This is a genomic window from Dysgonomonas sp. PF1-14, assembly GCF_029892965.1.
Lineage (GTDB): Bacteria > Bacteroidota > Bacteroidia > Bacteroidales > Dysgonomonadaceae > Dysgonomonas.
Genome location: NZ_JARXWN010000007.1, coordinates 1 through 16,102 on the forward strand (window position 1 = coordinate 1; position 16,102 = coordinate 16,102).

Annotated in this window: 11 protein-coding genes; 7 read left to right on the top strand and 4 right to left on the bottom strand. The window is 41.9% G+C overall.

Going from position 1 to position 16,102, the window contains the following annotated elements; genetic code table 11:
• Positions 1 to 270: 270 nt before the first annotated feature.
• Positions 271 to 1,473, bottom strand: coding sequence for an L-serine ammonia-lyase (locus tag M2448_RS09775; protein WP_280646161.1), 1,203 nt, complete (start codon positions 1,471 to 1,473; stop codon positions 271 to 273).
• Between the two features lie 609 nt (positions 1,474 to 2,082).
• Here M2448_RS09775 and M2448_RS09780 point away from each other — a divergent pair.
• From M2448_RS09780 to M2448_RS09790, 3 genes are all read left to right on the top strand, one after another.
• On the top strand, positions 2,083 to 3,414 hold the full coding sequence (locus tag M2448_RS09780; protein WP_280646160.1) for an MFS transporter: 1,332 nt from the start codon (positions 2,083 to 2,085) through the stop codon (positions 3,412 to 3,414).
• A 157-nt stretch (positions 3,415 to 3,571) separates the two neighbouring features.
• The gene (locus M2448_RS09785) at positions 3,572 to 5,134 is read left to right on the top strand and encodes an FAD-dependent protein (protein WP_280646159.1); all 1,563 of its coding nucleotides are present in this window, start codon (positions 3,572 to 3,574) and stop codon (positions 5,132 to 5,134) included.
• 294 nt (positions 5,135 to 5,428) lie between these two features.
• A complete protein-coding gene (locus M2448_RS09790) occupies positions 5,429 to 5,614 on the top strand; it encodes a hypothetical protein (RefSeq protein ID WP_280646158.1) in 186 nt (61 codons plus the stop codon).
• A gap of 160 nt (positions 5,615 to 5,774) precedes the next feature.
• Here M2448_RS09790 and mgtE read toward each other — a convergent pair whose 3' ends face one another.
• Complete coding sequence (gene mgtE, locus M2448_RS09795; RefSeq protein WP_280646157.1) at positions 5,775 to 7,166, bottom strand: magnesium transporter; 1,392 nt, start codon at positions 7,164 to 7,166, stop codon at positions 5,775 to 5,777.
• 252 nt (positions 7,167 to 7,418) lie between these two features.
• On the opposite strand from mgtE, the gene M2448_RS09800 reads away from it, so the two are divergent.
• From M2448_RS09800 to M2448_RS09815, 4 genes are all read left to right on the top strand, one after another.
• Positions 7,419 to 7,823, top strand: coding sequence for a transcriptional repressor (locus M2448_RS09800; protein ID WP_280646156.1), 405 nt, complete (start codon positions 7,419 to 7,421; stop codon positions 7,821 to 7,823).
• Between the two features lie 527 nt (positions 7,824 to 8,350).
• Complete coding sequence (locus M2448_RS09805; RefSeq protein ID WP_280646155.1) at positions 8,351 to 10,801, top strand: TonB-dependent receptor; 2,451 nt, start codon at positions 8,351 to 8,353, stop codon at positions 10,799 to 10,801.
• Between the two features lie 54 nt (positions 10,802 to 10,855).
• On the top strand, positions 10,856 to 11,464 hold the full coding sequence (locus M2448_RS09810) for a hypothetical protein (protein WP_280646154.1): 609 nt from the start codon (positions 10,856 to 10,858) through the stop codon (positions 11,462 to 11,464).
• 103 nt (positions 11,465 to 11,567) lie between these two features.
• Positions 11,568 to 13,586 carry a TonB-dependent receptor gene (locus tag M2448_RS09815; protein WP_280646153.1) on the top strand — a complete coding sequence of 673 codons (2,019 nt, stop codon included), beginning with the start codon at positions 11,568 to 11,570 and terminating at the stop codon, positions 13,584 to 13,586.
• Positions 13,587 to 13,633: 47 nt separating this feature from the next.
• On the opposite strand, the gene M2448_RS09820 is transcribed toward M2448_RS09815, so the two are convergent.
• Together M2448_RS09820 and M2448_RS09825 are read right to left on the bottom strand one after the other, a co-directional pair.
• A complete protein-coding gene (locus M2448_RS09820; protein ID WP_280646152.1) occupies positions 13,634 to 14,764 on the bottom strand; it encodes an ABC transporter substrate-binding protein in 1,131 nt (376 codons plus the stop codon).
• A gap of 10 nt (positions 14,765 to 14,774) precedes the next feature.
• Complete coding sequence (locus M2448_RS09825) at positions 14,775 to 15,854, bottom strand: DUF5074 domain-containing protein (protein WP_280646151.1); 1,080 nt, start codon at positions 15,852 to 15,854, stop codon at positions 14,775 to 14,777.
• Positions 15,855 to 16,102: the final 248 nt, after the last annotated feature.

A 16,102-nucleotide genomic window follows, 5' to 3' on the forward strand; every position in this document is an offset into this window, starting at 1 on the left:
GGCAGATAGAATGCGGAGGTTGTCAGCACCCTTGGTTAATAAGTCTGTTGTGGTCATTTTGGTTATCTTGTTATATGATTTTAATTTTTATACAAAAGTAGGAAATAAGCTGGTATATTAAAACTTATATTAAATAAATATTGTCTATGTATAAGAAATACAAAGGTTTATGTTATTGTATATTTACAATAAGTGATGGGGCCTGTCGATAGCTGATATTGAATAAAATATTAATAATCAGACTTTACCCGATTCATGCTATGAGCGATATTATTCATCCTTGCTATCGAGATTTACAGCAAGTCCACCCATCGAAGTTTCTTTGTAGAGACTAGGTAAGTCGTGACCTGTTTGCTGCATGGTACGTACTACCTTATCAAAGTTGATAAGATGCTTCCCGTCAGACAACATGGCGAATGAACAGGAGTCCAGTGCTCGTGCGGCAGCAAAGGCATTACGTTCAATACAAGGTACTTGTACTAGTCCGCATACCGGATCGCAGGTTAAGCCTAGATGGTGTTCCAGTCCCATTTCGGCAGCATATTCTATTTGCTGGGGCGATCCTCCGAATAATTGGCAAGCAGCTCCGGCAGCCATTGCACAGGCAACGCCCACTTCTCCCTGACAACCGACTTCGGCACCCGATACAGAGGCGTTTTTCTTTACTATATTGCCTATCAGCCCGGCTGTGGCCAATGCTCTTACTATCTTTTGGTCGCTGAAATCGTGATTCATTTTCAGATGATAAAGTACGGATGGCAGTACCCCGCTCGATCCGCAGGTAGGAGCTGTCACAATGATATTCCCACTGGCGTTTTCCTCTGATACGGCAAGGGCATAAGAGTATATGAGGGCACGGCTGCGCATCGAACCTTTATAGCCTTTAGCCTTGATACTGTACATGGATGATTTGCGTTGCAGTCCCAATCCTCCGGGTAGCAGTCCTTCGGCATCCATGCCTCTGTGTATGGCAGCTTCCATTGTTTTCCATACGGATGCAAGGTAGTCGTATATCTCTTTTCCTTCCATGTCTTCTACATATTCCCAGAATGTTTTACCTGTTTTCAGGCACCATTCCAGTATCTGTTTCATGGTATTCATATCATATACGGTTTCCTTATCTATTTTCTGTGTACCGTCCGACAGGTCTCCGCCGCCTATACTGTAAACAGTCCATTCCTTCACAAGATGTCCGTTTACCAATGCTTCGTATTGCATTCCGTTAGTATGGAAGGGAAGCACGATTTCAGGCTTCCATACGATTTCGGTCGGAGTAGGAGCTAGGGTATTTATGATAGCGATATCTGTCATGTGTCCTTTGCCTGTTGCGGCAAGGCTTCCGAACAGTGTTACCCTGAAGGCTGTCGATTCAGGATTTTCGTCTTTAAACTTCTGCGCTGCTTTCTGAGGCGCCATAGTATGGCTGCTAGAAGGGCCATGCCCGATTTTGTACAAATTGCGAATAGATTCCATTATACTTTGCGTTTTTTTACGAATATAACATTCTTTTATCAATAGGGTTTAGTATTAGATATGAATACAAAATTAGTAATATTAAATATTGTTAAACATGTTGAATTGTTAATTAAGAATTTTTGGACTTTATATTCTTTTTTGTGGCAATAAAGAAGTGTAAATAATTTAGAATTTTACTTTGTTCTAGATGCAAAGCGGGATGTTTTGATAGATAAGCAGTTGATAATCTGACTAAATGTTTTTCATGTATTGTGTAAACAGCTTCAAACGCTTACAGGAAAAGGGAAAATAAATATTTGAGTGCTATAAAAATAAATATATTGTACTCACTAAAATATATGTTGTACAACAGGTTTTTTTTAGTTGAGAGCTAAAAAGAGATAGTTATTTTTACGTTGTTTTTTGTGGAAACAATCTTCACTTGACCTAATAAGACCATGAATTGGATATGTTAACCCCATATCCCGGAGGAAGTCAGGGGGTAATTGAGTGCATGAAATTTAATTACTCCCTGAGTCCTTGAACAGAACTGAAGAAAGTGCAGATAAGATAAAGAATTGAATAATACATAAAATAAAGAACAATCTAACTAAGTAAAAATTTATTATGAGTAGTACAACGAAAAAAAGTTTACCGATCGTACCCATTGTGACAATGATTCTTTTGTTTGGGATGATCTCATTTGTGACGAATCTTGCCGCACCGATTGGAGTAATTTGGAAAAATCAGCCCGCATTAGGAGGTTCTAACTTCTTGGGAATGCTAGGTAATATGATGAATTTCCTTGCATATCTCTTTATGGGAATACCAGCCGGTAAACTGTTAACCAATATAGGTTATAAGAAAACAGCTTTGGTGGCTATCGCAGTCGGATTCTTAGGTGTTTTTATACAGTTCTTGTCAGGAATTGTAGGTGTCGGAGCCGAATTATTTAGCTTGCCACTTAATTTCTATGTTTATCTGTTGGGTGCATTCGTTGCAGGTTTTTCTGTATGTATGCTAAATACAGTTGTTAACCCGATGCTTAACCTTTTAGGTGGCGGTGGTAACAAAGGAAATCAGCTAATTCAAACCGGAGGTACATTTAACTCTTTGGCCGGAACTTTGACTCCAATGTTTGTTGGTGCTTTGATCGGTCAGGTAACAGCAGGTACTGCTATTACGGATGTAAATCCTGTATTATTCATTGCAATGGGAGTATTTGCTTTTGCATTTATAGCATTACTTTTTGTGAAGATTGAAGACCCGGATGCAGACAAAACACAGGGAGCTGTTGTATTTGAGCATTCTCCTTGGGCTTTCCGTCATTTTGTATTAGGTGCCATTGGTATTTTTGTATATGTAGGTATTGAAATAGGGATACCGGGAACACTTAACTTCTTCTTGTCTGATGTGACAGATAAAGGTGCAGGCCTTGATGCTGCGAGTGCAGCTTCTATTGGAGGTTTCGTAGCCGGAACTTATTGGTTCCTCATGCTTATCGGTCGTTTTATCGGTGCTTCTATCGGTGCTAAGGTTTCCAGTAAAGCTATGCTAACAGGTGCATCAGGTCTGGGTATCGTATTGGTTTTAGCTGCAATGTTTTTACCTAAGACCGTAATGACAGCCATGCCTGTATTTACAGGTTCGTCTTTTGCTATGACTCAGGTTCCTTTAAGCGCTTTATTGTTAGTGTTGTGTGGTTTCTGTACATCTATTATGTGGGGTGGTATTTTCAACCTTGCAGTAGAAGGTCTTGGTAAATATACAGCAAGAGCATCCGGCATCTTTATGATGATGGTAGTAGGTGGTGGAGTTCTTCCGCTTATCCAAAATAAGGTAGCAGATATGTCAACATATATGACAAGTTACTGGGTAGTAATTTTGGGTCTTGCATTCCTGCTATATTATGCACTGATCGGAAGTAAGAATGTAAATAAAGATATTCCTGTAAAATAAGCGGATATCTGATCTGAAAATAAAAAAAGGACTCGGGCCATATTCGGTTTGAGTCCTTTTTCTATCTATAGTTTTAACACATTTGAGAATGTTACTTTATTAAACTATCTTTTCCCTAAATTGTTCATACCTTTGTGTTTTATTTATCCGTATTTTCATGCAAAAAGATATAGACTTACGCATTACGCCCGAACAGGCGTCTGATATAGAAAAAGTTAAGCGTATTTTTTCCACCCAGTCGGGCATCCCCTTTAACGAAATCAATTCGGTACGTATTCTTCGTCGTTCCATAGATGCTCGCCAACGCAATATATATGTGAATCTGCGTGTACGCGGATATGTAGGAGAGGAGGAAAACGATCCTGCGTTTATCAGTACATACTATCCGAATGTAAAAGATTGTCCGCAGGCAATAGTAGTGGGAGCAGGTCCTGCCGGACTTTTCGCCGCCTTGAGATTAATTGAATTGGGTGTTCGCCCCATAGTAGTAGAAAGGGGTAAGAATGTGCGTGACCGGAAACGGGATACCGCCCTTATGAATCGTGAACATGTAGTAAATCCCGAATCGAATTACTGTTTCGGAGAGGGGGGGGCAGGAGCTTATTCTGATGGAAAACTATATACACGTAGCAAGAAACGCGGAAATGTGGATAAGATACTTAATGTCTTTTGCCAGCATGGAGCAGATACATCTATACTTGTCGATGCGCATCCACATATAGGAACAGACAGACTACCCGGTATTATAGAAAAAATGCGTGTACAGATCATCCTTTCGGGAGGAGAAGTTCATTTTGAAACGCGGATGGATAAGTTGATAATAGAACGGGATGAAGTAGTGGGGATTGAAACCAATACAGGCAAAACCTTTTTGGGTGCGGTGATTCTGGCAACAGGGCATTCGGCACGCGATGTGTATTATATGCTTCACGAGCAGCAGATAAAGATAGAAGCCAAAGGCCTGGCAGTGGGTTTTCGCGTAGAGCATCCATCACACCTGATAGACCAGATACAATATCATTGCGAAGAAGGACGTGGCAAATATCTCCCTGCTGCTGAATACAGCTATGTGGTACAGGCCGGAGGACGTGGTGTTTATTCGTTTTGTATGTGTCCGGGTGGTACAATAGTGCCATCGGCAAGCGGGCCAAAGCAGGTGGTTGTAAATGGTATGTCGCCATCGAATCGTGGCTCACGCTGGTCGAATTCGGGGGTTGTAGTTGAGATTCATCCCGAAGACTTTCCCGAATATGCTAAATACGGAGATCTGGCTTTGCTTAAATTTGTAGAAGATATAGAAGAACAAGCATGGATACAAGGCGGAAAAACTCAGGTAGCACCTGCACAGCGTCTCTACGACTTTGTGAACGGAAAGAAGAGTAACTCACTGCCCGATACATCATATACTCCCGGTGTAGTTTCGTCCCCGATGCACGAATGGATGCCTAAGTTTGTAGCTGTCCGTTTACAGGAGGCATTCCGAAAGGTGGGGCAGAGCTATAAAGGGTATCTGACCAACGATGCTATACTGCTCGCAGTAGAGAGCCGCACATCTTCACCTGTACGGATTGTGCGCGACAGAGAAACCATGCAGCATGCCGAAATAAAAGGACTTTATCCTTGTGGTGAAGGAGCGGGTTATGCCGGAGGTATTGTTTCTGCGGCGATGGATGGGGAGCGATGTGCTGAAGCTCTGGCATCAAAAATGAAAGGAGAGTAGATATTACCCTCCTCTGATTTATTATAAATAATACGAATCAGTAGTTGAGATTAATTGTTCTATTATTTTCTACTGCGCGCAATCACAGATTGCTTGCATTCCTTTTGCCCAAAGCCGCAAAAGGAATCAAAAAGTCTTTAGCGCCCCGCTTCATAGGACGACCCGTTAGAGGGCTTAAAGGCTAAACAAAAAAACTCGCTCATGGTTTTTACATAATACGAACCAGCAGCTAAGCTCAAACACGTTTTTGTTTTACGCCTTTCTCACCCTACGGGTACCCCGTCCATAAAGCTAATGGCGCGTGCTGACGCTCGATTGAGTGACGATTATTCTGCCTTGTCGGCGCGTGCGACTCTGTGCATTAGCTCCGCAAGCGGGCACCTGTCCGGTGCAGTCGGCGTAAAAAGGGATGGGGCGATAGCCCGTTTGTCCCTTTTAGCCGTCAAGCCGTTGACAGGTCGCAGAGGAGCGAAGCACTAGACTTTTGTTTACTTTTGGGCGATGCAAAAGTAAAAACAAGCACAGGAGTGCGCGTTAGTCATGAGCTAAATCTATTAACTCCAGACTAAGATTGAGGTTATACAAATTGAAGGTTTATTTGATATAACATCAAATACTGATTCGCATAAATATCTTTTGCTTATCCGTTCATCAACGGGCCGAATATCCAGCTTGCGATAGTCAGGTATATGATCAGTCCGGTGACATCGACAATAGTGGCTACAAACGGAGCCGACGATGTTGCAGGGTCTGCACCCAATCTGCGGAGTATAAACGGCAGCATGGAACCAATGAGCGATCCCCACAAGACAATGCCTACAAGAGCCAGCGATACGGTAGAACCTACCATGGTCCAGTGTTCACCATAGAGGCTGGGAAATATAAGATGCCATATATAAATACGGAAAAATCCGATTACACCCAGAATAATGCCCAAACTCAGTCCCGAAATTACCTCGCGGCGGAAAACGCGCCACCAGTCTTTGAGTTTCACCTCACCTGTAGCCATAGCCTGTATAACGAGGGTAGAAGCTTGTGAGCCACTGTTACCTCCACTGGAAATCATCAGTGGAAGGAATAAGGCCAAAACAATTACTTGTGCCAACTGCTCTTCGTAATGCTGCATGACGGAAGCAGTCAGCAACTCTCCCACAAACAGTACTATCAGCCATCCCGCACGTTTCCATATCAGTTTGTAAACAGGCAGATCGAGGTATGGCTCGTCCAGAGCGGCCGTACCCCCCATCCGTTGCATGTCTTCGGCATATTCTTCATCTGCCGCCCACAATATATCGTCGATGGTAACAATACCAAGTAACAACCCAGCCGAATCGATTACAGGAAGGGCTACTCTGTTGTTCATCTTAAATGTCTTTATACCTTCTTCGAGTGGGTCTTGCGCGTTCAGATAGATAAGCCGTCCGTCTATCAGTTCCGATATTTTTTTCTGTGGATCGTTAATTAATAGTTCCCTTATCCTGAGGTCGTCTATCAATGCTCCTTTTTCGTCGAGAATGTAAATGACGTCTATCGTTTCCGAATTTTTACCGTTGTGGCGGATATACTTTAATGCTTCCTCTACCGTATAATCTTTCGATATGGCCAGAAAGTCGGGTGTCATCATGCGCCCGATACTGTCTTCGGGGTACGAAAGCAGCATGAAGACTTCTTTGCGGTCTTCGGGAGTCAGCAGTGAAATGAGGCGGTGTTGTAATTCCTGATCCCGCAGTTCGCCCAAGAAGGACGTCCGGTCGTCGGGAGGCAGTCCGTTGACTATTTCCGCAATCTTGTTTCCTGTAAGTTTTTTTGCTATACGCTCTTGTGTGGGCGCATCCAGAATCCTGAATACATTTATTGCCCTCTTGATACTCATCGTGTCGATAAACAGTGGGGCGTAATCAGGTAGTTCGTCTATCAGATCTTCTACATCGGAGATGTTCTGATCGTCAAGGAACATACGGAGCATACTGATGTCTCCGGTCTCAAGCAGAAGCTTTGTTTCTGCTGTCAGTAGTTCGATATTCTCCTTCATCCATACGAATATTAATAAAGTGCAACAATACAAAAATAGCTTACATCTAAGCGTTTTTGGGATGAACTGGCATTCCGGTCGTAACGGAGAAAGTGATATTATCGTCAACGTCAATCGCTCCGTTTGCGAAATGCGGGGGCAAAGATACACAAAAATGAAGAATGAAGAATGAAAAACTTGAATATGAGTGAACTTTTTTATTGAAACTGTGTTATATTTGCAACATTGTTTCATTTACAGTATTGTTGCAAAATGGATGCAGAACAAATATTAAAACATCATAACCTGAAAAATACGGGTTGCCGTAAGTTTATAATCAGCGAGTTATTGAATAATGAGTCGGCTCTGTCCGAGCATGAGATTAAACAAGCCTTGCCCGATTTGTTCGATAGGGTTACTTTCTATCGTTCACTGAAAACGCTGGAGGAAAAAAGTATTATACATCGCATTATATTACACGATTCGACGGTGAAGTATGCTATCAACCGCGAAGCGTTGCTTCAGGACGATCATGCTCATTTTCATTGTTTGAAGTGTGATAGTGTAACTTGCCTTGAAACGGCTATGCCTGCTCCATCGGGGTTACCTGCCGGATTTACGGTCGATTCGGTCGATGTATTGCTAGAAGGTACATGCCCCGAATGTAAGCAGAAATAAATGAATTATTTTTCGGAAACTTTATCAGTATGATGAGCGGAAAGCGTTTGTGTACTTGGTTAGCAGTTGTTCGAATCAAAGAAAAGTAATGAAATGAAAAAGTGATGAAAAACGTTATATTGACTCCGCTTGCTCTGTCAAACGTTGTTTCGTTACCTTTTTAGTTAAAAATCGTCTCACGCAAAGACGCAAAGACGCAAAAAAAGAGAATACTAGTCTGTAGAGGCGAATGATAATTGGCTACTGTCGAACGTTGTTTCGTTACATTTTAGTTAAAATTAGAGTTGCCTCCTGCTTTAGCTGGAGGATAAAATCAGGACAATAAATGAAAGGCTTTAGCCGAATACTTTGACTAAAGTCGTTTTCCTTACGACTCCTACCCACGCCTTAAAAGGCGTGGCAACTAATATAACCAGATATCCTGTACTACAGGGTGAAAGTAACAAAGAGTAGAAACAACGCGAAAGCATTACTTTCATTACTTTTTAGTTAAAATAAATATTGAAAATTAAAATATATAAATTAAGATGTTTAAGAATAGATTGTTAGGTATTGTAATTGTTTTATTATTATTCTCCGTTGCAAAGCTATCAGCCCAGTCATCTTGCAGTTTGTCGGGTACGGTAAAAGATGCCGAGAATGGGAAAGCGATAGCAGGAGCATCCGTCTCAGTTCAAAATACAACAGTCGGAGAAATAACCGACAGTCTTGGCTTTTTTAGTTTTTGCCATCTTGAAGAAAAGGAGTATGTATTGTACATAGATTTTATAGGTTATAAAAAAGACAGTGTTAAGGTTGATCTGTCTAAAGATATAACACATGTCGATATTCGCTTAATACCTGCCGATATAGCTCTTAATGAGGTGTTTGTGGATGTTAATACCTCAAGCGTTGCAAGAACTGTAATATATCGGGGGCCGCTTCTGGATAAGCCTGTTACTTCTTTTGCTCAGACACTGAATATTGTGCCCGGAGCTACGGCTATGAGTATAGGGGCAGGAACGGCAAAGCCTGTTGTCAGAGGGCTTGGGTTCAATCGTGTAGCCGTTATCAATCGTGGTATAATACAACAAAACCAGCAATGGGGAGCCGATCATGGCATGGAAATCGGTCAGTTCGATGTATATGAAGCTACAATTCATAAAGGCCCCGATGCTTTATTATCAGGCTCATCGGCTACTACAGCTATAGAAATAGAGCCATATGGCTTCAAAGATAAAAGTAAGTATTTTGGTGGAGAAGCCGTATTGATGGGTGCGTCCAATAACGATATGCTCGGCGGTGCATTGATTGCCGAATGGCAGAAGGGAAATTGGTATGCAAGGGGTTCATATAGCTATAGGGATTATGCAGATTACAGAGTTCCTGCCGATTATTTTATTTATGAAGAAGAAAAGATGCCATTGCCGGATAAACGTGTGCCGAACACAGCAGGACGCGAACAAAGTGTATCCGGTACTTTAGGCTTTAGAAAAAATAATATTACGACATACCTGAATATCAGCAATAACTATCAGAAAAACGGATTGTTTGAGTTATCACATGATCATGACGATCACGACCATGAAGGAGAAGACGCAGATCATGACCATGATAGCGAGACTGATACATCTCATCGTAATATAGGATTGCCGTATTCTACATCGAATCATTTTGTAATAACCAATAATACAGAATGGAAAAAGGATAAAAATACAAAATTGGAGGCAAGTACGGCATTTCAGAGCAATCACCGTCGCGAGTTTGAGCATTTCCACGAGCATTACGAAGGGCAGGCTGTACCGGCTACAGATGACGATCTGGCAGTAGATTTCAGGTTAAGGACATATTCAACCAATATACGCCTTTCTTTAGGTATGCAGAATAAATGGAAAAATAATTTTAGTACCAATGTTGAATATCAACAGAACAGGATTGGCGGATTCGAATACTTTCTGCCACGTTACAATCAGGTATCGGGTGGTATTGCCTATACTTCCGGCTACGAAATTTCCGATAAATGGCTTCTGCTTGGAGGCGTCAGATACGATGCGGGGCATATGGATATAACAGGTTTCTATGATGAGGCACTGGCTTCTCATCTCAAGGAAGAAGGTTATGGAGCTCAATTGATACAGGATTATGCGCAGAGGGCCTATAATGTAAACCGTAATTTTGGTGGTGTTTCGGGGAGTGTTGGAGTCAGGTATAGGCCGATAAATGATTTAACAGTAAAGTTGAATCTGGGTAAAAGCTACCGGATGCCATCTGCAAATGAGTTGGGTGCTAATGGCTTGCATCATGCTGCATTCAGATATGAAATAGGAAATCCAGATCTTGCCTCCGAACATGGCTATACAATGAATCTGGATATCGATCTGAGTAGGGATATAACAGGTTTGGATGGGCGCTATCATCCATTGCAGGTATCTCTTTATCCCTTTGTATATTATTATTCCAATTATATTTTTCTGCAAGCAGTGGATAACTCATCTGTTCAGCTTTACGAACAACAGCCTTATAAATATTCGCAAGCGAAAGCAATATACGGAGGAGGTGAATACCAGGTAAAATGGCGTATGATAGAAAAACTGGAGCTATCGACAAATGGCAGCCTTGTTTTGAACAAGAATCTCGACGATCACGAACCTTTACCATTTACGCCTCCGTTTACAATGACCAACGGGGTAATGTTTCTGAATAATAATATAAGCCGGAAAAAAATAAGTTATTACCAAATTAGTGCTACACACCGTTTGTTCGCCGATCAGAACAGGGTAGGGGCAGGAGAGGAAAAGACAACAGGTGCGAACCTGTTCGACCTGAGTGCCGGAATAGTGTATAAAATAAATTCCAAATTATCTATAGATGTGAATATGCAGGTATTGAATATATTCGATAAGCGTTACCTGAATCATATGAGCTTGTATCGCCGGATCAATATACCGGAGCAAGGGCGTAATTTTCAGCTGTTTTTGAGAATACCGTTTAGTACATAATCAGTAATTCGTCTTTTTATCGTATTTTCGTGTCTGTAATTTATAAGTTGGAATATGAGAAAATTCTGTTTTGCAATAATATTGTTTATTTTATTACCCCTCATTTATTTTTCATCATGTGAAAAAGGCGATGATTGGTCTGAAGAACGTCCTGTAATATCGGATATCAGGTTTAATGAGAGCGATACGCTTATGTACGGGCCTTCTGCTGCAGAAAAGACAGTCATATTAATAAATGACAGCTCGGTGATGAACCGTACGATGGATACTGCGATAGTAAGCCGATGGCTATATATAACAGCTCATTTTTCAGGCAGTAACGATTTATCTTCTTTCAAAGTGGGCGGAATACTTACCTACAAGACCAAAGCAGGACTGGAGATAAAAGATACGATAATGCGTTTGGGACAAAGTATTTTTAATAAAAAAGATACATTGGTTTACAAGAACAAACTAATACAGATTCCCGATTCGCTGGATAGGACAATAGACGGAGTATCGCATAGAGGAGGACTTCAGGAAGGAGAATACAAATTATCGATTTTATGCATGGATAAAGCAGGGAAAAAGAGCGACTCTATTCTTCATTCGGTAACTATTTTACGAAGAGCTACTATATTAGCAGCTCGTCAGAAGCCTGTAGAAGAAATCCCACAGGAGTGATGGGGGAGATGTTTTTGTTTCAATTTATAGTTGTAGTATTAGTCTAGATTAACGATAATTTATACTTTTGCAGCGACATTTTTTATAAAATTAATTTATCAAAATGAAACAAAAACATTTGAACCAACAACAAGCCTATCGTTTCAAACGATTTGTACGAAAGGCTTACAGTGCATTCAACAGTATGCACAGGCTGGTAAACATCGGAGTTGTTTCGGGTTGCGCGATCGCTTTTTTACCGACAGGTACGGTCTCAGCCCAGAAAACAGCCGATAGTGAACAACAGCAGAAAGTGATGGAGAAAGAGCTCGATGAAGTGATGGTCACAGCATCGCGGGTGGAGGCTCCTATCAATCAGGTAGCGAAGCTCGTTACAGTGATCACCCGTCAGGAGATAGAGCAGGCGCCCGTCCGAAGTATTCAGGATCTGTTAGTCTACGCCGCTAACATAGACGTAATACAAAGAGGCGGACACGGCGTTCAAGCCGATATCTCCATACGAGGAGGAACATTCGACCAAAATGTGATCTTACTCAACGGAGTCAACCTATCTAATGCTCAAACAGGACACTACAGCTTCGACCTACCAGTCAACCTTTCCGATATCGAACGTATTGAAATCATTCATGGCTCTTCTGCCCTTATATACGGAGTCGGTGCATTTTCGGGAGGAATCAACATTATAACAAAGAAGGATGCGGACTATAAAGCCTATGCCAGTGTAGAAGTCGGTATGCACAAGCTTCGGGGCATGGAAGTACGTGGCGCAGCCCAAAAGGGACAGGCAACACATAGCCTTTCGGTAGGCTATAACGCTTCTGATGGCTATATCGCCAATAGTGATTATGATATCTATAATGTGCTATGGCAAACCCGATTGAAGATGCAGGGCACATCTAAGCTCGATTTGCAGCTCGGGTATAATGACAAGCAATACGGAGCTAATACCTTCTATTCAGCTAAGTTCCCCAATCAGTACGAGCGTACGAGTACATATATGGGATCGCTGAAAGGAGAGTTCGGCTCAACATTAAAGGTTATCCCGATTGTCTATTGGGACAGGCATCACGACCAGTTCGACTTGATAAAGGATACCGACAAAGGCCGCAACTATCATCGTAATGATACGTATGGCGCCAACCTTATCTTCATGTACACATCTAAGCTCGGGGTTACCAGTCTTGGTGGTGAGTTGCGAAAAGAAGACATGATGAGTACGGTGCTAGGTAAGCCAATGGCTAAGCCTCACCGTAAATATAAAGTATATGACGACCGCACAAATACCAGTGTATCGCTGGAGCATACACTCAACCTTGAGCGAGTCGTACTATCGGCAGGAGTGCTGATGAACCACAATACATTGCTCGATGGGGAATATAACTTCTATCCGTCGGTCAGTCTGAGTTACCGCCCTATGGATGGGCTTAATATCTCTACTTCATGGGGTAAATCGACCCGCCTGCCCACTTTCACCGATCTGTATTATACGACAGATACGCATGACGGCAACAGTGGCCTGAAACCGGAGAAGTCCGAATCGCTGGAACTTGGTGTTAAGTATAAGAACGCTTTTGTGAATGCTTACATCACTGGCTTCCTGCTATGGGGCAGAGATATGATAGACTGGGTGCGGGTGAACGACAAATGGGCTTCGTGGAACCTTACCGAAGTCAATACGCAAGGGGTAGAAGCAGGAGTGAAGTTCCGCTTGGGAAGTGTACTCCCGGCATTTGGTGAGCAATCATCATTATCCCTTGATTATGCCCGTATGCATCAGTCAAATGATACCAAAGACCTTGTGTCTCTATATAGCCTTAACTATCTGCGTGATAAGTTCACTGTGGCATTCAATCACCAGATATACAAAGGCCTTTCTGCCGGTTGGTACTTCCGCTATCAGAAGCGGATGGGAGTGTACGAACGGTTCGAGAATCTGGAGAGTGCGGGGTACAGCCATTATCCGGCTTTCTCTACGCTCGACCTGAAACTGAATTACCAGTATCGGGACTTATCGTTCAATCTGAATCTGAATAACCTCTACGATACCCATTACTTCGATAAGGGTAATATACCTCAGTCGGGTTTCTGGCTGATGGGTGGTATCAGTTATACTTTCAGGTAGACATATATAGAGGAAAGAATAAGGCAGGAGTTATGCCTGCCTTATTATCACCTTAGCCTTTTATGATACCTTAATTCATATCCGGTGAATAGTTCCGGATGGAATATTGCAGCAAAGTCTTTCAGTATGTAATCGGGATGAATAGCCATATCTTCGAAGTAAGCCGAATAGCTGGTATTACATCCGTATATGCTCTTTTGCTTGAATGCTTTGAAGTATGAGTATTGCTTGAACTCTTTCTCCAGACTAGCATAGGTCAGATCTTCCGGCGAATTGTACTTAATGATCCATACATCGGCCTCTCCGGCCTTATCGAGTACAGCCTCGAACGACAGGGGCAGGAATGTAGTGGAATTGTCATCAGCCCAAATGTAAGCAGCGCCTGCATCGGCAAGCATATTTGCCATATAGCTTTTTCCGCCCGGCATATTCCAGTTGTTCTGGTATTTGGTATCGGTAAATGCCGAAGGCTTAGTAGCAGCGTTTTGTACAGCCTGTTTTATCTCATTGTAATTCTTAACCGTAACGTCGAACAGTGAGTCAGCTTGCTGCTCTTTTCCTATAAACAGGGAATAGAAGCGAATCCACTCGGCACGTCCCAGCGGATCGGGCTCAGTATAATCGGGGATTTCTATTACCGGTATCTTTGTCTTATCTATGTTGCCATAGCTCATACCCGATATGGGTGATGCAAGTATGGCTTCGGGAGCCAGCATTATCAGTTTTTCGATGTCCGGTTTCGATGCGTCTCCCAAATCTGTGATAGAGCCATTTTGTATGCCTTTGACTATATCCTCGAGCTTTACGTACTGAGGTTCGAAAACACCCTTTATGATGGAAGCATTATCCAGTTCTTTCAGTGTGGCACATTGTAGTGTGTTGTAAGCTGCTACGCCTTTTACAGGAACTTTTACCACTGTTCCGGCAGGAAGATCGGCAGGGATATCTTTTTCCCTGTCAACAAGAATATACTTTTGCAACAGCTTCGTCGTATCCCAGGGATTGATAACGGCAACTTCGGTGTAACCGGTATATTTCTTCACCTTGAATCCTTTTGCATAATGCACTTGATACTCTTCTCCGGAAAGTACCCCCTCTCCGGCAGGTTTGCTATTGCCGCAGCCTGCCAGAAAGAGAGTAAGAAAGATTGAAAACAGTGTTAAATATAATTGTTTCATTATTTGGTATTTACTTTATTCCCTTCAAGAAATAAGCTCCCATCGGATAGTAGCCTCCTGTACCGAATTTTGAAATGAGCTTACCTTCGGAGGAGAAGATATACATTTCACCCATACTGTTGTTGCGGTTTATACCTATATATATGTTTCGGGTTACAGGGTCTACAGTGAGGCTGTTTACATCTGCTACTTCTGTGCCGTCAGTAATGAACGACTTGTCTTCTATTTTACCGGTATTGATGTCATAATAAGAGAAGTTAATGATGCTATTTATATAATCCAGTAGTATCAATAATATTCTATCTCCGTCTACAGCCATCAGGGTAGCTGCATTGGTAGCTATTTGCGTAACCTTATCGTTTGAGTCTATTTTGTTGAAGCTGGATGTAGTTGTTGCTGCATTAAAATCACCCCAACAGATAACATATACATTACCCTGAGCATCGCGGGTGATAACTGCCGGATTGTCATCAACAACAATGTCTTTCTTTTGTGCTGTAAAATTATTTAGGTTTAGTACAGAGACAATGTTGCTTCCCACACGGGAATTGGTTACATAGAGCTTATTGCCTACTATTGTCATCTCTTCTGTGAATGTTCCTACTTTCACCTTATCCATAGCCATAGATGTAGTGTCTATCCGTAATACGTATCCGGCTTCGGTACTAACATATACCTTACCATTGTTGGTAACTATCGATCGGGGACGCAATGGCTGCTTTGATTCATTCTCCGGAGATATAATGCCGTCTTTTACTAATTTAGCTCTACGGTTGGTGACATATATCTTGTTTGAATTGGTTACCGTTATATACATCTTGGAACCATATACTTTCATATCTTGTACAGCATCGCCCAGAGACAGTCCGTCATTCATCTTAGAGAAGATGTCAGTCGTTACCTTCTTATTATCTATATCATAATATGCCAGATTCCCATCCACAGTTTTCATCATCCCCGAATTCAAAATATATGCTCCGGTAAGGTTTACTTCGGGTTCAACCCACGGTTCATCATCATCGTCCGAACACGATATAAACGGAGCAGCTATAATGCTTAATAACAAGACTTTTAATAAATACTTTTTCATTTCTATATTATTTTTAAATGTTTATTTTAACTAAAATGTAACAACCAACGGTCACAGGAGCGAAGCGTATGTAAAAGTAATGCTTCCGCGTTGTTTCTACTCTTTGTTACTTTTCCTTGTAGTACAGGATATCTGGTTATATCAGTTGCCACGCCTTTTAAGGCGTGGGTAGGAGTCGTAAGGAAAACGACTTTAGTCAAAGTATTCGGCTAAAGCCTTTCATTTATTGTCCTGATTTTATCCTCCAG